Below are 20,873 nucleotides of genomic sequence, written 5' to 3'. Positions count from 1 at the left end.
CCGGGGAGGCCACATCCGTGTCAGACCGGCAGGTAGGGGCTGGGCTTGCCGTGCCAGCTGATGTTCAGCGCGTCCCGGGCCCGCGTGGTCGCCACGAAGAGCAGGGAACGGGCCTTGCGCTGCTCACGCTCGTAGCGGGGCGGGTCCTCGGTGCGGTAACGGTCGATGACGTGGGTGCGAGGGATGATGCCATCGCTGGCGCCCACGATGGCGAGGCGCTGGTACTCGAGGCCCTTGAAGCGATGCATCGTGCCGACGTGGACCTCGCCGTCGCCCTTGGGCCCTTCCTTGGTGAGCTCGGCGCAGGTGATGCCGGCCTTGGTGACCAGGTAGTACATGGTCTGGCTCACCATGTCGCGGTCGGCGACGCAGACGGCGATGTGGCCGCTCGGGTCTCTGGGCGAGCCGTGCTCGTCGGTGGACAGCTCCTTGCGCCACGCGGACAGGGTGGCGGCGAGGCCCGCGAGCTCGTCGTCCCAGGTGTCGTACGGCGTGAAGGCCGGGGCGGGCCCGTGGAGGACGGAACGGTATCCGGCGAGGTTGTCGGTGCCGTCGTCGAGGTCGTCGTAGCTCACCTTCTGCCCTGTCTTCACCGGGTCGACCACACGCAGGGCCTTGGTGAGGATCTCCTTGGTGGTGCGGTAGCTGAGGGTCAGGCGGGAGGAGCGGCCACGGATGTTGATGCCGAGGGCGCCGAGGGCGACCTGGTGGTCGTAGATGCGCTGGTGGGTGTCGCCGGCGATGAACATGTCGTTGGGCAGGTCCGGGTCGGCCATGGCCCGGAGCATCTTCCAGTGCGCGGGGCTGAGGTCCTGGGCCTCGTCGACGACGATGTGCCGGTAGCGGTAGTTGAGGTAGCGCATGCCGGAGCTGTTGTCGCGGTGGATAAGGTCCTTGCCGCCGACCTCCTCCTTGTACTCGCGCCGGGCCCTGATCTTCGCGGCGCGCTCCATCTCGAAGCGGGCGGCGCGCTCGGAAGCCTGGCCCCACGTCTCCACACCGAGCTTGTCGAGGCGGGCGGTGAACTGCTCGACGAGCTTCCAGATGTGATTGCGCTCCGGCCGGGTCAGCGAGCGCCCGCGGCCTGCCCGGCGGGCCTGGAAGTAGGCGGAGCGGGTGGGGACGGACTGGCCGAGGATGACCTGCTCCCACTCTTCCAGGAGGAACTCGGGCTCCCAGCGGCGGTCGTCGAGTTCGGCGAGGAGCTGGCGCATCTCGTTCAGTGCCACGTGGTCGTAAACACGCTGCCGGCCCCGGCCGGGTGCGGTGTTCTCGCCCAGGACGCGGGCGGCAAGCTGGTCGATGTGAGCGATCTCGACGCGGGCGAGGAGCTCGGGCTCGACGAGGGACGCCAGACGCAGGCGCAGGTCCGTGGTGAGGTTCTTGGTGAACGTGGTCAGGAGGATCGCCTTGTTGCTGCCGGGCGGTAGCTGCTCGGCAAGGTGCTTGACGCGGTGCAGGGCGACGATGGTCTTTCCGGTGCCGGGTCCGCCGGAGACGCGGGCAGGGCCGTTGTAGTGGCGGTGGACGATGCGTTCCTGGGTGGGGTGCAGGAACACCTTCCATGCCCGGAAGTCGCCTTCGTCGATGGCGGCCTGTACGGCATCGTCGACGGCGGTGACCTTGGTACGGCTCAGGGCCGCGGCGAAGTCACCGAGATCGGGCTCGTGGCCGAGCTCGACAGGCTGAGTGATCTCCTTGCGGACTTCGTCGATGGGCATTCCGGCGGCGAGGCCGTACAGGACGTCCTTGGACAGCAGAGGGGCGCCCTCGACGAGCTGGTCCAGCTCGGCGCTGTCGGTGACTGCGAGGGCCAGCTCGATCAGCTGGTCGGCGACGCCCAGCTCACGCAGCTGGTCGGCGCTGTACGCGGCGAGCAGAGGAGAGATCTCCGCAGGCGGAGTCGGCGTCGGCACAGGCTGGGCCGGCGGCGAGGTCTGTTCCGGTTCGGCCGGGGTCAGGGTGATGCCGGCACGGCGCAGGGCGCTGTCACCGACGACGGCGAGGTCGACGAACTCGATCTCGCCGGTGACACGGTTGACCGCGACCTGGAGCTCTTCGTAGACATCTTTGCGGTGGCGGACGGCGATGACCAGCCAGCTCTCGGTGCCGTCCGCGTCCCGTCCGGCTGGGGTCAGCAAGGCGCGGTAGGAGTCGTTGACCCGCGCGGACCAGATACGCGAGTCGCCCTTGAGCTTCTTCAACTTCAGGCCGGGCTGGTTCGGGTTGTTCCGGAAGACGTGGCAGAAGTCGTAGAACTGGGCCTTGACCGAGCGGTCGAGCTTGTACAGCTCCTGTTCGGCCTTGCGGTACAGGCTGAGCCGGGCGGTCATCGGGTGGTGCCTTCCGTGTCGGGGAGCTGTTCGAGCAGGGTGTCGAGGTGGTCGAGCCATGCGGCGGCGGTCCGGACCGTCCAGCCGTCCTCGGCGTAGGCCGCGTCTCGTCGCTGAGCTTCAATGTCCTCATCGCCCTGGTGGGCGGCGACGACGGCGATCTTGAGCTCGGGCGTGTGCCAGGCGAAGTCCGCCTGCCAGCGGCTGCTGCCGAGTTCGAAGCCGAAGACCGGGGCCTGCTTGCCGCATTCAGCGAGCGCCTCGGCGAGGCGGAGCAGGTCAGGTGCCTCGTCGGGATCTTCGCGCAGGATCTCCAGGATGTCCTCGTCCCAGACGGCGTCCCGGATGATCTTCCGGAGGGCGGCCTCCGCTGTCGAGTCCGTGCTCGGCTCCGAGACGGTTGGCGGCAGGGCAGGCTCGGGTACGGGCGTAGGCACGGGGGTGAGTGCTGCGGCGAGCGAGTCGAGTTCGCCGAGCCCGCCGCAGACTGCGAGGACCTCGACCTCGAAGTCCGCGGCGCGGCTGGCGGCGAGCTGGACTCCGTCCCCGCTGGCGAGGGACAGGAACTGGGTGAGGTTGGTCCAGTACAGCCAGGACCGCCACCGCAGCTTGTGTTCGTCCGTGTCGAGCACAGCGTCGCTGTCGTCGAGGACGGTCAGCGCGGTCCACCGCAGGTTGTCGGGGTCGGCCGCGTCCAGCGCGAACACGATCGGCAGACCATGCTCGTCCTGGGTACGGAAGACGTGAATGGGACCGATGCCGCCGACGTCGGGTACCACCGACTTGTCGTCCCGTCGGCCGGCTCCGAATGTGCCGAGCTGCTCTCGCAGCGCGGCGACGAGTTCGCTGCGCTTGCCGGTCGCGGCCACGGGTGTCGTGGCGGGAACGGCGGTGAGGCCGGTGACCAGGGCGCGGGCCCGGCGGGCCCATCGCGTGGCATCGGGGTCCCGCAGATAGGCGATGAGAGTGTCGATCGGGTTGGTGAAGACGGCTTCGCCGAAGTGGGCACGGTTGCCGCCGTACTGCTCGTACGCGGCCTTGGCTTGCTCCTGGGCGGTGCCCCGGTACGGCGGCCAGACAGGCTTGGTGCGCCCCGGACGCCGTTCGAACAGGTCGATGTCGGCCCAGGTGATCTGGAAAACGATCTTTCCGTCGGCACGGAGGCGGGTGCGCTGGGCCGCGTTCTTGGCGATGAGGTTGTGCTCCCGGCTGGCGTGGAAGCGGAAACCTTCCAGATAGACGTGCACGCTCTGCACCGGACCGCCGACGCGGGTGAATGTGAAGTCCGTACGCGTGCCTTCGAGCTGCCGCTGGGCGGTCAGCCTCCAGTGCATGACGTCCGAGCCGTCGGTGAACCGCAGATGCCCGCTGGCGTGGCCGTCCTCGTCCAGGGCCGCGTCGTCGGTGACCTTCACCCAGTCCCGCAAAGCGGCCAGGAAGCGGGCCTCCAAGTCGGATTCGACCTGAGCGTCCAGCCCGACCAGCCCGGTGTGCTCCACATCGCTGATGTCCCAGCCATCCTCGCCATCCCCCTTGAACAGCAGCGACTCCAGCATGCTGAGGGCTGCCTGGCGGGAGACGACGTCCTGGAACTGCTCGGGGGTGTAGCGGTGCAGGCAACGGTGGCAGGCACGCCGCTGCTCTTCCGCGCACGGACAAGCCTTGAGCTGCTCATACGCGCGAGCAAGGGTGTCTCGGAAGGCATGGCGGTCGGTGAGGCGGTCCAGGTAGCCGGTGCCGCCCGGAAGAGAGTCGAAGAGGACCAGGAACCACCGGCGCTCGCCGCTGTCGATGTCCGGCATTGACGCCACCGTGGTGTCCAGGTGTTGCGGGTCTCCGCCGAAGTGCAGGTCGACACCCAGCCGCAGTGCGGCTCGGAAGGAGTGCACCCGTGCGTCCACGTCGGCAGTCGCGGCAGGGATGAGGATGCGCAGGGCCTCGGTCTGCAGCTGGTGGGCGAGGAGTACCTGCTCCTGCGTGACGCCGTCCTTCTTGCCGCGGCGCAGCGGGCACCATGGGCGGTGGTGCTTGAGCTGCGGGGCACGGGCCGCCGCCGATTCCAGGGCATCGGCGTCGTGGTCGAAGACAGGACGGCCGTCCGCGCTCGCGGCCCCGCAAGCGGTGCACACGTGGAACGGGTTCAGCCGGACCAGATGGCCGGCGAAGTCGTCACGGGCGGGAGCGTCGTAGCGGACAGGCCCGACGTTGATCCGGCGGATCATCGCCGTGCGGCAGTAGTCCACGCCGAAGGTCTCGCGGTCGTGCCGCCAGGATTTGCCCCGCTCGATCTTCTCGACGGGAATGTCCACCGCGTCCACCACGGTGTATGAGCGGCGATCGCGGTCGTCCTTGTCGTCGCGGATCCGTGCGTCCTCACGTTTGTCTCGCGACGTCACGGTGGCTGGCTCGACGACCTGGAACAGGCAGGAGCCGTCGTCGGCGATCTGGCTCGTCTTGCACCGGGGGCATGGCGAGCGATCGTCGGTGGCGTTCTCGGTGCGAACGTATCCGCAGCCTGGGCACACCCGCCAGGTCCGCCACTCCTGCCGCCCGCCCGTCGACAACTCCAGGCCGGTGACCTCGTGCCGGTAGCCGTTGACGTAGAAGGTGTTGCCCGGTGCCAGCTCCTGGATCGCGAGGCGGCGGGGACGCTCGTAGGCGAGAGTCTCGGACGTGAACACCACCTTGCCCGTCTTGGGGTCGATGCCATCCTCGCCGTACAGGGTTGCCGACAGTGTCGTCGTGGAGTCGATGAGGGCGTAGTTGGGCAGCAGACCGAGGTCACACAGGGCGCTTTGTGCCGAGGTGTCGCCCAGGTGGAGCAGCTGCCTGCCCACCCCGCGCCGCTCGGCGTCCAGCTCCGCCTTCTGGCGGGCCTGGTCGGGGTCGCTGTCGTGCAGCTCGCCGTGGGCTTCGTCGATCTCGCGCAGTCGGGCCCGCAGGGCGTCCTCGGCGCGTCGCCACTCGCGTTCGGCCTTCTCCACGGTGCTGCGCAGGCCGTGCGTCGCGTATGCCTTCAGGTCGTCCTTGGCCTGCTCACTGACGCCGGTCGGGAACAGCCGCAGAAACCCGTCGGCCAGCTCCTCGCCCTGGTCGAGGGCTAGTTCCACCAGATCGGTCAGATAGCCGGATGGGCCGAACAGGCGAGGCGCCTTGTGCGGCAGTGCACGCAGCACGATCCCGTCCGTCCGGACAAGACGGCCGGCCGCAGCGAGGTCCAGCAGGTGCGCCAGGTACTGCCGTCGCAGGATCTCGACAGCGGACAGGTAGGACCCGGGTGGCACGATCGTGCCCGCGATCAGGTCCTTCGGCCGCTCCAGGAAGTACAGGTCACGGCGTCGCCGGTCGGGGATGGTCAGCAAGAAGGCGTTGCCGGTACGGCGGCCGGCGCGGCCGACCTGCTGCGCGTAGGAGGCGGGGCGGCGTGGCAGCGCGGCTAGCACGACGGCGCTCAGGTCGCCGATGTCGATACCCATCTCAAGCGTCGGCGTGCACGAGAGCACGTTGGGGTCCTTGAACCCGCCGCCGCGCTTGAACGCCTCCTCCACTTTCTCGCGTTGGTGCCGCGTCAGCATGCCTGTATGTTCCGCCGTGACCACCTGATAGGTGCCCGCGCGGAGATAGAGCCGACGGTAATAATCGTCCCTGTAGTCGCGGTCGCGGTGGTGTATCCCGAGCCCCTCCGGCCGGTCGCCGGCGACCAGGCGGCCCCTGCGGCACCGGTAAGAGGGACAAGGCTGGTCGTGCCACTGGTCCAGCAGGGACGGGTGGACCGTCTGCTCCCAGAAGCACACCGGGCACCGCACGTACGACACCCGCACTTGCTCGTCGTCCAGCAGGCGAGCCTCGATGATGCCGGGCTTGAGCCCGTACACACGCACCGAGGTGTCGTTCGGGGTTCGCACCGACAGCAGCCCCATCGAGGCGAGTTCGGGCAGCAACCGGCTCCACAGCTCGGGCGCCAGCTCACGCGGCAACTCGAGGCACCGCCCGGCCCAGCGCTCGTACCAGGACAGCCGACCGGTCGCGAAGTCGAACTCGCTGCCGTTCTTGGGCTGATCGAGCAGGAAGACGGGGGCGGCGATGCCCTTCGGGAACGCCCGCATGCCCGGCGCACGCTTGCCCCAGATGTAATACCGGCTGGTGCCCGCTTCGTCGATGTACTTGTTCAGCCACTGGTGTGCGACCGCACCGCGGGTACGCAGCCGCTCCAGGAAGATACGCACGAACGCCAGATAGCGGGCGTCGTCCTGCGCTACCAGCGGCAGACCGTCCCGCACACACTCCTCGTGCAACTGCCTGACCAGTGCGGTCACGGCCGCCGGGTCGTTGATGCGGACCTGGGCGGCGGCTGTCCGGGTCAACTCCAGCGTACGGCCGTTGCGGGACCGGAAACCGAACTCCATCAGTGCCTCGAACGCCAGCCGCTGACCGATCAGTCGCCACGTCTTCAGATCGCCACCGCGGCCCTGCCCGGACAACAGGCGGTCCACGCCCTTGAATCCGTGCAGGTCCGGTGGGACCACGGCGGAGAGGGTGTCCTTGTCCGTCGTAGCGTCGACGACGTTCGCGATCAGATCGTTCAGCGCTGTCGGTTTGTCGTGTCGCAGGTGGTCGGTGAGGAGGGCGCGAAGCGAGAAGGTGTACGAGCGGTTGGCGACGAATCCGGCCCGGTGCGCGGCATCCTGCACCGAGTCGTTGAACATCAGCGTTTTGTCCTCGTGGAGCCTCTTGTTGAGCTCTCCGCCGGTGAACAGCTGCGTGATGGATGCCGCGGCCATCGCGGCGGCACCGGTGCCGAGGTAGCGGATCGCGTTGCGCTCACCACACGCCGGACACCAGTCCTCCTTGGCCGCGGTGTTCGCCGTCTCCCCGAAGTTCACCAGCACGAACGCCGAGTCACGAGCAGTCAGCCGGGGCTCCTTGGTCTCCCGGTCGTAGTCGTTCAGCGGATCAGGCAGCCGCAGCCGCTTACGGGTGCCGTCCAGCACCATCAGCAGCCCGCCGGCGCCCTGCGAGGCAGCCGAGCCCCCCTTGCCGCTGGCCGCCGTGAGCAGCGCGGCCCCGGAACCCTCCCGGGCCTCCCGGTCCGTCGCTGCGATCAAGTTCCGGACCCGGGCCTTGTCCTGGCCGAGCGAGGACCGCCGGATCTTGTACGTGTCGAACTGGACGTCATGGTCATCGCTCTCCGGCGAGAACACCGCCCAGCCCGACCGCCCGCAGTCACGGCAGTAGATCGCCGGCAGGAACAGGTTCGCGCTCTGCCCCGACGTCGCCGTCGTCACCGGCGCCGTACGACCGCTGTCGGCCACGCTGGCATCGGCCGCGCCGGCAGTGTCCCAGCGGAACTCCGCCTTCGGCCAGGGCAGCACGCCACGCAGCAGCCGCGACACCGAACGCGCCCACTGGTGCACCTCGACATGCACGAAGGGCCGGGGCTCGGCCGGGGAGGACTTCGGATCTCGGGCGTATGACAGCAGCGAGACGAACCGCGCAAGCGCCTCGGCCGCCTTCTCGGGCTGCCGCGCCACTGCCTCGGACCAGCCGGCCGCGCCCGCCCGCCACATCACGTCCAGGACCTCGGCGCTGGTCCTCACACCGCCACCGAGGGCCTGCATCACGGCACGAGTGAAGAGATGCCGCTTGAGGTTCCCACCGAGGAGGAAGGGATCGAGGTCACGGACGTCCGTCACCTTCTCGATCAGATCCAGCAGCGCCTCGTCGCCGGTCGCCGGATCAGGCAGTGCCAGCAGCTCGTCGGGCGTCGGCATCGGCTGCATGGTCACGTCGCCGAGCGGGATGAACTCCTCGACCGTGAGCCGGTTTTCCCCGACGATGGAGTCCTGCGTGAACTCCGTGCCGAAGACGTGGGTGGCCACTTCCAACAGCTGCGCGGTGCCGTCCTCGTCCGTTCCGGAAGCGAGCGTCGCCGAGGTCGCCACCGGACAGATCTTCCCCAGAGGGCGGCCCTCCTCGGCTGCCCCCACGGCGGCGGCCAGCCGACGCAGCAGCATCCCGACATCTGTGCCCTGAGCGCCGTCATACGTGTGGAACTCATCCACGACGACGTAGCGGATATCCGACTCCCGCCACAGGGGAGCGTCGTCCGCGCGCTGGAGAAGAAGATCCAGCATCTTGTAGTTCGTTATCAGGATGTCCGGCGGGGACAACTGTATGTCGGAACGCCGGGTCCGCACCTTCTCGTACTGCGTCGCCGCCCGCTCACCGATGTACAAGCCGGCCGACAACTTCCCCAGTTCGGCGTTCTCCGTGAGCAGCTCATTGATCCGCTGCGCTTGGTCTGTCGCCAGGGCGTTCATCGGGTAGAGGAAGACTGCCTTCACCCCGGTCTTGCCGGCAGCACGCTCCCGACGGCAGTGATCCAGCACGGGGTACAGGAACGACTCGGTCTTACCGGAACCGGTACCGGTGGTGACCAGCGTGGGCTGCGGAGTGTGGTCGTGCGCCGAGGTCAGCCGCGCGAACGCGACCGCCTGATGCGCGTACGGCTTGAACCCCTCCCGCTGCCACTCGAGGTGCTTACGCCACTCCTCGCCGGCCACGGTGAACGGTGTCCGAATCCGCAGATACGGGCCCCGGAACATCCCCGACGTCTCGTCCCCGAGGAACCGGTGCAGCGCCTCACGCGCACCCTCGTCGGTGAGCGCATACGTCGTCGACAGATACTGCAGCAGGCTCTCCTTGAGCCCCCGCGCCTGAAGGGTCGGCCTCACGGCTTCGGCACCTCCTGCTTCACCGGATCCCACTCGCCGCGGGCGACGGCCTCGTCCAGCCGCTTTTGGAAGTGAGCGTGCGCGGCCCGCATCTCCGCCTCGCGGTCAGCCTTGTAGAACGGCGCGGTGTACCCCTCCGGCACAGGCGCGTTGACGGGGTCGGCCCGGTACGCCTCGAACTGGGCCCAGCTCTCCTTCGTTTGCCGCTGACCGATCGTGCGGGCGTTGCCCGCGATCTTCCAGCCATCGGCGTCGAACCAGGTCACGGCCTCGTACTTTTGCAGCACCGGGAAGCGGCCCCGGTACGCGGCGATGAGCGCGTCGGCGTCCATGCCAAGCCAAACGGCTACCAGCGCGTCGATCTCGACCAGGGCGGAGCGGCGGGCACGCTCGGTGCGGAGGGGCGTGTCGGGACGCCAGTCCGGGGTGACCTTGTGGAGCGGTTGGAGGCCGGGCCAGTCGCACGCCCACAGCTCGTAGCCGGGCCAGGTTGGGTCGTAAAGCTCGGCCCAGAGCTCGGCGTAGGCGCGGGTAAGGCAGTTCAGGCGCAGCGTGCGGAGGAGGAGGGCGGAGGCGAGGGGGTGGTTGGTGGTTGGGGCGGGCATGGCTTTGACGCCGGTGCCCCTGAGGTGGCCTCGCCCTGTGGCGCGCAAGAGATAGTCCAGTGGCAGTGACGCCCAGAACCCGCCGACCAAAGCCGTGGAGGCGAGGCTTGGCATTGCGAGGCTGTGTACATTGTCCACGTGTGCCGCGCCTGGAGGAATCAGGGCTGCGTACAGCGCTCGTTCAGTGTTGGGCGCGATCATGCAACGCCAAGCCACTCGGTAAAAAGTGACGTAGCGTCGCCTGGCTCTTCCAGTAAGCACTGCATCAATCTTCTCTGCAGCTACCTGCTCGTCGGAGATGTGTCCCTCGGACGCGATCTGCCGCCGTGCCCGGCTAACCGCCTTATCGCTCGCACGCAGCCGTGCAAGAGCTCGGTGATCGACCCACCGTTCCTGCTCCATCAGGTACGCATGGCTCCTGCCGTGTGGTCGCACGTACTCGGTGTCAGGTACGAAGTCATCGGGAAGCGCCACGAGATCTGCGCCGTATGCATCGTTGCTGTTCGCGTCATGGCGCTTGAAGATGGGGGTCGCAACGCTGAGCTGAGTGCCTTTGAGAATCACGTGGCGCCAGCGGTCGGGTTGATGCTCCTTGCCGGTGGCTGGGTCGAGGCGGTTGAAGTCGATCAAGTTTTCCTTCTTGGCGCCGCTCTCGTGGTATCCGGACGAAATCCGCGGTGCGGTGCCAAGCCGCAGTGGATAGTCCGCCAGAGCTTCGATCGCCGACGCTTCCCCAGTGCTCACAGGAAACAGTAGGCGGGCCTGCTCGATGGGTTGGTCGATCTCGTCCAGCAGCCGTTGCCAGACAGCGAGCTGGTGTCTGTCCACCCTGACGACACGAGCTCGATGTGGACGCTCGTCGAACTCGCCGTTGCGATAGCGGATTCCAGGAACGTCGCCTTGACCGTTGTGTTCGGCGGAGTGGCGGAGTGCGTCTACAGAGACAAGCCAAGACAGGTGATCGAAGTCGATCTCTGACGGCCGACCGTAGATGTGCACACCAAAGTGGGCGGTGTCGCCGACCGGCCGCGGGAAGAATCTCTGCCCGGCGTTGACGAAGTCACCGTGAATCCGGAGCCGGCGATACGCAGCCTCCCGAAGCACACCCTCCTTGTCCCCCGTGAAGTGCGTGTCCGGATGCACCATTCCGGCAGTCCCCTCGGCCGAGGCGTGTGCCCAAACCTGGGACATGAACGCGCGGTACAGGTCCGGCTGGGTGCCGGTCAGTAGGGGGTATATCTGCGGTGAGCCGAACACGGCGACTTGGGCAGTCATGCTCGTCAGTTCACCGAGCACGTATCGATGAGCCTCCTCGGACGCCAGCACCTCTCGGCGTCGGCGATCCTTCTCGTTCGCTGACGCCTTTTCCTCCAGCTCGAACCATGGCTCGTGCTCGGCCAGCACAGCCGCCTCGTTCCAGCGGGGCCGCACCCACGGTGGATTCCCCACCTGAAGGTCGAACCCACCACCCTGGGCGAAGACGAGGGCGAACTCCAGCTCCCAGTGGAGGAAGCCCTGGTCCTGCGCGATGTCGTGCACTTCACGGAGCCACGGGAAGCGGTCCTCCGGGTTGCCGGCGTCCATGCCCATGAATCCGGGCAGTGTTTCCTCGAAGCTCTTGAGTGCGTCGAGGTCATTGAAGGTGTCGATGAGGGTGCCCTCAGGCACGTCGGCTGTCCCAAGCATGGCCTCTAGGAACTCCAGCCAGTCGTCCAGGTCCTTGAGGGGGACGATAGGTCGACGCTCCGGTGACTTCGGCTTCGGCGTTGCAGCCTGAGTCCTTCCGCGTGGCGTGACTTGCTTGACCTCCACGACTGCGTTATCCGCGCTCAGTTCGAGGTCTCCGAAGCTGGTCTGCTCGGGGCCGAGTGCGAACAGGGCCGTCGCCTCGACGAACCGCGGCACGGGCGTGGGCGCGGGCACAGCGGCCGATTCCCGGTCGGCCAGGTGAGCGCGTGACTCCGCAACCAGCGGCGCCCCGTCGAGCAGGCGACTGAGGCTGTCTGCCCCAGTCACCTGTGGTCCGGCCACGTACTCCCTGGCCGTGCCGTCGAGCAGCCCGGCCTTGTCGACAGGCCAGAACCACAACGCACACCAGGCGTCCATGATCTTCTTCAGCCGCCAGTACGGGGTGTCCGCGGCGTTGAAGAGGTCCTCAAGGACCTGTTCCTTGGTGACGGCCTGGTCAGGGCGGTGGAGGAAGGCGTATTCGGCCTCGGTCGGGTCGGCGCCCCAGACGTCGATCTGGCGGGCGATCGCCTGCTCGGAGAGCTCCATGCGCTTGACGACGAGCGACCAGAGGAACTCGACCCGCCGGGCGGCGTCACGGAGACGGGTGAACTGGGACACCGGCTCCTTCTTCGACTTGCCGGCCTTGCCGCGCTTCGGGCGCTGGAGGATGCCCTTCTTCCAGGCTGCGAGCTGATCGACGCCTTCCTTCGCGAGTTCCTTGGCCTCCTTCGAGCCCGCGACCGCGGCCCACCCGGGACTCGGCAGAAGGAACTGGTGGACCGCGTCCTGGGGGAGTGGCTGCGGTTCGCCGTCCTTGAGGAAGGGGAGCCGGGTGGGCGCCAAGGCGCCCTTGGCCTTGAGCCATTCCTTGCCGGTGACGTCGTCGGCCGCGTAGACGGCGCGGCGAGCGCCGATGAGGCTGTTGCCTCGGCGCAGGTGAAGGCCGAACCAGGGGGCGCGCATGCCCGGGTGCATGGTGTTGAGCCAGAGGGAGACCTCAGCCAACTCGACGCCGGTGGCGTTGAGGTCGACGCCGTACGCGTTGTGCAGGGCGATGTACGCCTTGGCCTTCTGCTTCTCGGTGAGGGCGTCCGCGGTCGGGATGGTGACGCCCAGCTCGTCCTGCCGGCGGCGCAGGTACTCCTCGGCGACCTGGTTGATCGCCTCGTTGAGGAAGGCGCCGGAGCCGAGGGCCGGCTCGCAGATTTTGTACTTGAGCAGCTCCGACGCGCGGGTCTTGATGACGTTGCCGTCGGCGTCGCGTTCCTGGTCGAGGCGGTGCTTGAGCGTGAGCTCGACCGTGACCTGGGTCAGCGACTCGGGCGTGTAGTACGAGGCGGAGGTCTCGCGGTCGCGGCCGGCGAGGCGGTAGACGAAGGAGCCCTTCTCGTACTTCTTGACTCCGCGTAGGCCCTTGCGCGCGTCGTCCTCGTCGTAGTGGACGAGGGTCTTGTCGGGGTACTGGTCCTGCTTGTGAGAGGGGATGAGCCAGGAGCCCTTCTCCGGGTCGCCGCCCTTGGCGACCTCGCACAGCTCTTCCTCGGCGATAATGCCGGTGTACGACATCAGGCCCTCGTAGACGGCGCCGAGCTGGTTGATGCCGAGGTTGCGGTAGGAGATGAAGCCACCCCGCTCGCCGCGCTTGCCCTTCTTCATGGTGAGCAGGCGCAGTACCTCGTGCAGGGCGGCGTTGCGCAGGCGCAGGTCGAGCCAGCGCGGGGCGTTGTCCTCGTCGCTGCGGGGGTCGAGGACCCCCCTGCCGATGAGGCGTACCGAGCTGGGCTCGAAGAGTTCGCTGCGCAGAGGCTCGAAGCGCAGGCCACGGTCCTCGCTGCGGCGGGCGGCCTTGGCCTTGCGGGTCTCCTCGTCGTCGCCGGGCTGCTCGTCGTCCTCCTCGGTGCCGTACGGGCGGTGGCCGAAGTTGACCTTGTTGAACAGGACGTCCAGGGATTCGTGCAAGTGGAAGCCGTTGCGGGCCTCCTCCTCGACGAGTTCCTCGTCGCGTTCGACGAGTTCGCGCAAGCGGGCCATGGAATAGCCGGCCTCGTAGCTTCCGTCGTCTGCGGGAAGGATGCCGAGCTCGGGGCGGGCCTCGGCGTAGAGGAGGAACAGGATCCGGTAGAGGTAGCGGAGGGATTCGCGGGTGAGTTCCCGGGCGAAGGGGATCTTGGGGCTTTCGATGTCGGCCGGGGTGACGTTGTTCTTCGGCTCGGCCATCCGTGCCAGAACTTCGTTGGCGATGATCTCTACCGAGCGCTGGAGCCCGTGGCGCAGTTCGCCGGAGACGCCGGCGGCGTTGGCGCTGGAGGACTTCAGCAGGGCGTCGATGGCCCTGCTCTGGTCGTTCTCGCCGGGCCGGAGCATGTCCAGGCTGAACAGCGCGGCGATGGTGGCGAGTTCGCCCTGCTGGGTGCGGTCGTTGCGTTCCAGGGCCGCGTCGAGGTTGACGGCGAGATAGCGGCCTTCGCTCCAGGACTGGCGGTCGGCGAGGACGAGCACGCCGCCGCACAGCAACAGGACGAAGCGGGGGCGGGGCCCGCCTGCCTCGCCGAGCTCGCTCTGGAACAGCCAGGACGCCAGGGCCGGGCCGGTCTCGTACATCTCGCTCGCGCTTACCCGGAGTGGGTGCAGCAGTCGGCCGGCACCGGTCACGTCGAGGGCGGCGTCGTTATCGGCAGCCCAACCGCAGTCCAGGGCGATGATCCCGTGGCCGTGGTAGGCCACAGGCAGGAAGTAGTCGCGTCCGGCGCGGTGGACGGTGAGTTCGGTGGGAGTGGCCTCGAAGCCCAGGGCTTGCAGGATTGTCTGGTGCCACTCGGCGAGGCGCTTCCGCCACTCGGGGTTGCTGTGGGTGTTCGGCCGGACCTCGTCTCCGGCGTCGCGCTCGGCGGCTTCCGCGAAGTAGCCGCGTACGTCTTCGGAGAGGTAGGCGCCGCGCAGCGAGCGGAGCAGTTCCCGAGGTGTCTTCCGCGGGTCGTTCTCATCGCCTTCGCGCAGGGCCCAGGTGGCGAACAGGCCCTTCTTCAGGTCGGTTCCGAGCTGCTCGGCGAAGTAGTGCGCGGCGAAGTACTCGCCGCGGTTGCTGAAGGAGTCGAAGTCGGTGCTCATCGGTCGGTGCCTCCCTCAGCGGCGTTGAGCGGTTCCAGGACGGCGAGCAGACGCAGCATCGGCTCGCCCGTGGTCTGCAGGGACTTGAGCAGGCTCAGCCGCCTGCTGGCGCTGATGTTCACCCCGCGCTTGCCCATCCCGTCAGACGAGAACAAGGCTTCCTGCTGCCAGTGCACGACGCGCTTGCGGGACGGGGCCAAGATCGCCTCGATCTCCTCGCCGTACGCCTCCCTCAGGTCCCGGAGGTGCTGCTCCGCCCTGTCGATGGCGCCGGGCACGAGCTCCGTCAGGCCGTCGAGATCGTGCGGTGCGGCGCGGCCGGGCATGGTCGGACCCAGGCCGTAGTTCTCCAGGACCTCCGGGGTCAGAGGTGTCACCTGAAGGTCGCTCGGGTCGCCGTGGACAGCCATCCACTCGACGATGGTGGGCCGGCCCAGCGCGTTGGAGCAGATGCCCTGCACCAGGAACGTCGGTGAGTCCACGGAGGCGGCGAGCACGGGGGCCTGATGACGGCCGACCTCGACGAGCACCTTGTCGGTCAGCCAGTCCAGGACCGGGTGGACGTCGGTGACGTAGGAGACGTTCGGCCACTGCGACTTGGACGACTCCCGGGCCGCCTTGAGACGCCGGTCCGCGAGGTCCTTGGAGAAGGTGATGCGCATCCGTCCCGGCTCGGCCTTGCGGGGCATGATCCGCTGCTCGTCAAGATACGACTTCGGCAGTGCCTTCAGCCGGTACAGCAAGTCGCGCGGAGGTTCGAAGGCGATCGTTCCGTCGTCGTCGCGGCGCAGTGAGAGCTGGTCTTCGGGGTTGGGACGGCAGACCTGGCGTAGCGCCTCGTCGAAGTAGTCAGCAGTGGAAGCGAAGAGCCGTGGCACGTACGCCCGCCGAACCTCGGGATGCTCCGGGACGGCTCCCACCTGACCGAGGAGTCCGGAGAGGAATGCGGCGCCCCCCTGCTGGGACTGCTTGATGGACTCCTCGACGGTCCGGCCGGCGATCAGGTCCTGGGTGAGGCGGTTCTCCTCCTCCTTTGCCCGGTACAGGCCGGTGACCGCCTCAACTGAGCCCTCGATCTTGTGCGCTTCCTCCTCGCGCTTGAGCAGCTTCTCGCCCACCAGGCGGTCGTCCAGCGTACGGGGCTCTCCGGTCGTCTCGTCCGTCCGCCAGGGGATGTCGCTGGTGAGGATCAGGGCCCGGAACTCCGGTCGGTGCTCCTGGCCGTAGCGGTCGATACGGCCGTTGCGCTGCTCGATACGGATCAGGGACCACGGCAGGTCGAAGTGGATCAGCCGGTGGCACTGCTGGTGGAGGTTGACGCCTTCGGAGGCGACGTCACCGGTGAACAGGATGCGTACGGGGTCGTCGCGCAGCCCGAACTTCTCGACGATGGCCTGCTGCTCCTCGTCGCTGGTGGCGTCTCCGTGCATGACCTGTACCGCGCCGCCGAAGGCCAGCCAGGGCTTGTTCTCGTCGGGGCTGGTACCGCGCGGGAAGCCGAGCGCGGCCGGGACGGTTTCCGCGAGCCACTTCAGCGTCGGGATGCGCTCGGAGAACACCACCACGCGGGTCTCCGAGCCGGGGCCGACACCCATGGTGCGTAGTTCGTCCAGGAGAGCCGCCAGCTTCGCCGAGTCCTCGTCCTGGATCCGCTCGGCCACGTCCCGCAGATCCAGCAAGGCCGCTCGCTCCGCCTGCCTGGCAGCCTCCCGAGCCACCGGGTCGACCGGGCGCGTCCGCTGCCCGCTTCGTGCCGACTCCTCGGCCGGCTGCTTGTCCAGCGTCGCCAGTCGCGTCTTGACGGTCTCCAGCAGCGCCTTGTGCGAGGACAGGAAGGACTTCAGGAGCTGGTAGGGCACCAGTTGGTGCCGACTGACCGACGGCTGGTCGGGGTCGGCCGGAATCCAGCGCGTGGCGAGCTCCTGGAAGACGGCGAGCTCCTTCTCGCCAGCCGGTACGTGGATCGGCTGAGACGGTCCGCGGTCCGCCCAGGCGCCCTTCAGCGAGTCGCGGACCTCTGCCGACGTCTTCGTACGCCGGATGTAGAGGTGCTCAAGGTCCTTCACCTCGTATTTCGACGGGTTGGCGATGGCCGCCTCGTCCAGCATCTTGATCAACTCGGCGAACGACTCGGCCCGGCCGTTGTGGGGGGTGGCCGACGCCAGCACCAGCGCATCGGTCTTCCTGGCCAGCAGACGGGCGAGCTCGTTGTTCTTGGTGCCCCGGTTGACCAGATTGTGGGACTCGTCGATGACGACGGCGTCCCAGTTGGTGTGCTCCAGGTGGTGCGCGTAGACGTCGCTCTTGAGCGTGTCCACGGAGATGATCGCGCGCTTGAAGTAGGCGAACGGGTTCCGGCCGGCCGGAATGTCCTGCTGGATGCGCTGGATACCGGTGGAGTCCAGACGGACCAGCGGGATCGCGAATCGCGTCCACAGCTCCCGCTGGAACTGCTCCAGCACATGCTGCGGGGTCACGACCAGGATTCGCTCGCCCCGTCCGCGCCGGATCAGCTCGGCCAGCAGCACCCCGATCTCCAGGGTCTTGCCCAGGCCCACCACGTCGGCGATCAGGATCCGTGGCTGCGGGTTCTTCTCCAGCGACAGCGCCAACTCGGCGGGCCGCAGCTGGTGCACTTGCTGGTCCATGAGGAACCCGTCGGCCAGAGCGAGTCCATGCTCGGTCTGCGGCAGGAACGTCTTGCGCATCACTGCTTCGAGGAACAGCCGACCCCGCCGGTGGTTGGGTGAGTCGTCCGGGACGAGCCGCGTCTCCCGCGGGTCCAGCACCTGAATCGCGTCGAGTCGGCTGTAGAACACCGCGTCCGTGCCACGCACGAAGGACGAGATGCCGGTGACCTCCACCATCCATCCGTCTTCGCCGACGTCCTTGGAGTTCCGGACGAGCCACAGCTCGTCGCGGATCAGTACCTGGGACCCCGGGGCGTAACCGGTGGACCCGGTGGTCCGCTGCGAGGCTGGAGCATGCTCCGGCTCCCAGGCGTCCCACACCGCATCGCCATGGCCGCCAACGGCTTCAGCCTCGACGCTCAACGTCCGCTCCGATCCATCACCAGCGGCCATCGACGACCGCCAACACCCACGCGCCTTCAAACAACGGACTACGCCGTCCGCGCGCCATTCCGACAAAGACTCTCACCCGGCACCGTCAGTGCAGGAGTCACAGGACGGGATCGGCGGCGTACAACTCGCGCAGCTCGTCCGCAATCCGCTTCGACGCCGGAGGCCGTCCCCTGGCCGCGCCCGCATTCGGTGGGGCGTTCCGCCGCCCAGAACCCGGGGCCGGATCGGGCACGAGGGCCTCAGGTTCGACCGGCTCCGGGTCCGGGCCGTCGGCCTCGGCCTGTGACAACCGCGCAGGGTCGTCGAGCGGGCTCACCGGTTCGCCGTCCTCGATATGGTCAGCCTGTTCCTGGATGACCTTCTCGAACGACGCCGTCAGCGGATCATCAGAAGACGACGGAGCCTGGCCTCCCGTGGTGTGGGCGATGAGCGCCAGCCGGGCGGCCGCCGGGGTTACCTCGGAGGCGGAGAGGATCTCCGCGCACGCATCGGAGACCGCTTGCAGCGTCGGTCGCTCCTCCGGTGCATGGGCGAGCATCGCCTCCAACAGGGGCACCAGCGGCGCAGGCACCCCAGAGAGATCGGGAGCGATCTCGGGATTGGTGACCTGCGCCGCGATCGCCTCCCAGCGCGATCCGTCGTACGGATAGTGGCGAGCCGCTGCGTACAGCAGAACCGTTCCCAACGCGTACACATCCGCTGCGGGTGACACCTGCGGATGGCCGCCGGCCTGCTCCGGTGGCATACACCGGACGGTGCCGATGATCATGCCGCTGTGCGACAGCGTCTCCTGCGAGGCATCCATGAACGCGCCCAGCCCGAAGTCGATGATCATCGGGCCGTCATCGCCAAGGATGACGTTCTGCGGCTTCAGGTCTCGATGAAGCAGCCCCGCGGAGTGGACTGCCGCCAGGCCCTCGGCGAGCAACGCCCCCAGGCTGGCCACCAGGGGTAGCGGAAGCACACCGCTGCTGTCCACACAGGCCAACAGCGTGCGACCGGCCACGTACTCCATCGCCAGCCACGGTCGGTCGGCGTAAGGGTCCGCATCCAGGAAGCGGGCCACCCGATTCGTGCCGATCACGGTACGCGCGATCAACGCCTCCTTCTCGAACCGCGCACGCGTCAGCGGATCGAGCTTGTCGTTGCGGATCACCTTCACTGCGACCGGATCACCCGCCGGGGTGTAGGCGAGAAAGACCTCGCCCATCCCGCCCGAGCCGAGCTCCCGCGCCACCGTGTACCGGCCGATCCGCGTGGGCACTCCGCTCATCCGTACCGACTCACCTTTCCACCGCGCCTCACCCGATCAGCGCTGTCGGCCACCACTCTAATTGGCCAGGAGGACAGCCAGAGGGGCTTTCGGCCTGATCAGGACACTGGGCAACGGGATGCTGGCCGAAACTGGCCGACAGGAGTGCGTGGAAGCGGGTCACGGCGCTGCACGGTGCGGTGATGGGGTGAATCGGTTGTCGTCATGCCAGGTCTTGACACGCTGCCGACGGGCGGGGAAGGGGTGCTCCCGGCATCTCTGGCAGCCACGTCGACGAAACGTTGATCCGGTTGCCGGCGAAGTGCGCAGTAGGGCTTTCGATGGTTCGGGCAGAGCCTCCTTTGACGGGGTGCCGTGCGCACGCCGACGCCCACTTCTAATGGATCTTCTGCTGCTCTAGCCACTTGAAGATCTCGGTCTTCTTGTACAGGACTTTGGCGTTCCTGCCTCGGCCGAGCTTGTAGCCCTTCAAGCCGAGTTTCGATGCCTCCCTATAGACCCAGCTCGTGGACATGTTGAGCATCGCAGCGACCTCAGAAGTGTCCATAAGGACGGGCTCGACGCTGCGGCTCCTGCGCGACGAGTTGATATCGCTCCGGGTCCCGTCGGGATGGGACTGCGGTTCCACGGGCAAGATGGCTCCTTCAGGCTGGCCTGAGCCGGATGGCGGCATCTGCTCGCGCTCTGCTCTGGCCCAATTCAAACGTTTCTGACACCCGCCCCGTGCCACCGCCAAGAGTCACCGGACGAGCTATAGCCATGGTCATGAGAATCGCCGGTTTGGGTAACCGGCGATTCGCTGCTATGGTGCCGCGCCGCTTCGGCGCCCAGGTTCCTTGATGGGCCATGGGAGCCTCTTCCCTTCAGGTGGAATAGAGGGGGCCCGGGCCAGCTGACCCAGGGCGGCGCGTGGCCCGCTCCCGGTGGTCGGCCCCCTTGGCTCTCGACTGCCGCCCAGGCCGCCGGAGTGACGGTGATCACGGACGCCCGTCGGAGGGGGCTGCGTAGGCTTGTGCAGTCGTCGTGGTGGGGTCCGGGAGGGCGGGCGAAGCTCTCCTGCCATCGCCTGACGGTGCGTCAGGAAAGTCAGCAAGTGGTCAGCATGAGTCCTGAAAAACCTGGGGAATGCTGCCCGAACATGCGACTCGTTGTAGGGTAAGGAAACCGCCCTTGACCTGCAAAAACGCAGGCAGGGAGCCTATGTCCAGGAGTACCTCGATGATGCGTACAATGTTCAAGTCCAAGATCCACCGCGCCACCGTCACCCAGGCCGACCTGCACTACGTGGGATCCGTGACCATCGACGCGGATCTGCTCGACGCCGCCGATCTGCTGCCCGGTGAGCTGGTGCACATCGTGGACATCACCAACGGTGCCCGGCTGGAGACCTACGTCATCGAGGGTGAGCGGGGCTCGGGGGTGGTGGGGATCAACGGGGCCGCCGCCCACCTCGTCCACCCCGGAGACCTGGTGATCATCATCAGCTACGCTCAGGTCACCGATGCCGAGGCGCGGGCGTTGAAGCCGCGGGTGGTGCATGTGGACCGCGACAACCGGATCGTGGAACTCGGCAGCGACCCGGGTGAGCCGGTGCCGGGCTCGGACCAGCAGCGCAGTCCGCAGGCCGTACGGGCCTGAACCGACGCACCGGGAGCGTGCCGATGAGTGAGATCCAGATCCGCGACGACCGGGAGGCCGGCCGGCTGGAAGCCGTCGGCGAGGGCGAAGTCGTCGGTCACATCGAGTACTTCGTCCTCGAGTCGCCCGCCCGCGCCCTGGTCCCCGTCCACACCATCGTGGAACCGGCCCACGAGGGGAAGGGCATCGCGGGCTCGTTGGCACGTGAGCTGTACGCCCTCGCCGAGCGCGAGGGCGTCCCCGTCGCCCCGCTCTGCCCGTACGTCGTCAAGTGGGCCGAACGCCACCCCGACGAGGCCCCCGAGGCCGACCCCGAGCTGCTGCGCGCCGCGAAGGAGTGGCTGGTCGCGCACCCCGGGCGGTTCTGA

8 protein-coding genes are annotated in these 20,873 nt (G+C 67.9%); 2 read left to right on the top strand and 6 right to left on the bottom strand.

Going from position 1 to position 20,873, the window contains the following annotated elements:
- Window positions 1-20 precede the first annotated feature (20 nt).
- The 6 genes from ACSU6L_RS03190 to ACSU6L_RS03165 all read right to left on the bottom strand — a co-directional run bounded on the left by ACSU6L_RS03190 (window position 21) and on the right by ACSU6L_RS03165 (window position 19,495).
- On the bottom strand, window positions 21-2,333 hold the full coding sequence (locus ACSU6L_RS03190; RefSeq protein ID WP_437053286.1) for a UvrD-helicase domain-containing protein: 2,313 nt from the start codon (window positions 2,331-2,333) through the stop codon (window positions 21-23).
- Window positions 2,330-9,067, bottom strand: coding sequence for a DEAD/DEAH box helicase (locus ACSU6L_RS03185; protein ID WP_437053284.1), 6,738 nt, complete (start codon window positions 9,065-9,067; stop codon window positions 2,330-2,332). Before ACSU6L_RS03185 ends, ACSU6L_RS03190 begins: the two co-directional genes overlap by 4 nt.
- Entirely contained in the window at window positions 9,064-14,511 is a 5,448-nt protein-coding gene (locus tag ACSU6L_RS03180) for a hypothetical protein (RefSeq protein ID WP_437053282.1), read from the bottom strand. The genes ACSU6L_RS03185 and ACSU6L_RS03180 overlap by 4 nt, the downstream gene beginning before the upstream one ends.
- Complete coding sequence (locus ACSU6L_RS03175) at window positions 14,508-17,564, bottom strand: SNF2-related protein (RefSeq protein WP_437053280.1); 3,057 nt, start codon at window positions 17,562-17,564, stop codon at window positions 14,508-14,510. The genes ACSU6L_RS03180 and ACSU6L_RS03175 overlap by 4 nt, the downstream gene beginning before the upstream one ends.
- Before the next feature lie 127 nt (window positions 17,565-17,691).
- On the bottom strand, window positions 17,692-18,867 hold the full coding sequence (locus ACSU6L_RS03170) for a serine/threonine-protein kinase (RefSeq protein WP_437053278.1): 1,176 nt from the start codon (window positions 18,865-18,867) through the stop codon (window positions 17,692-17,694).
- Between the two features lie 376 nt (window positions 18,868-19,243).
- Complete coding sequence (locus tag ACSU6L_RS03165) at window positions 19,244-19,495, bottom strand: helix-turn-helix domain-containing protein (RefSeq protein WP_437053276.1); 252 nt, start codon at window positions 19,493-19,495, stop codon at window positions 19,244-19,246.
- 590 nt (window positions 19,496-20,085) lie between these two features.
- Here ACSU6L_RS03165 and panD point away from each other — a divergent pair.
- Together panD and ACSU6L_RS03155 are read left to right on the top strand one after the other, a co-directional pair.
- Window positions 20,086-20,505, top strand: coding sequence for an aspartate 1-decarboxylase (panD, locus tag ACSU6L_RS03160; protein ID WP_437053274.1), 420 nt, complete (start codon window positions 20,086-20,088; stop codon window positions 20,503-20,505).
- Window positions 20,506-20,528: 23 nt separating this feature from the next.
- Window positions 20,529-20,873 carry a GNAT family N-acetyltransferase gene (locus ACSU6L_RS03155; protein ID WP_073944463.1) on the top strand — a complete coding sequence of 115 codons (345 nt, stop codon included), beginning with the start codon at window positions 20,529-20,531 and terminating at the stop codon, window positions 20,871-20,873.

Origin of the sequence: Streptomyces sp. enrichment culture, assembly GCF_964272855.1 — a bacterium.
GTDB lineage: Bacteria > Actinomycetota > Actinomycetes > Streptomycetales > Streptomycetaceae > Streptomyces.
The sequence above is the reverse complement of the archived record's forward strand: the minus strand, read 5'-3'. Positions and strand labels throughout refer to the sequence as shown.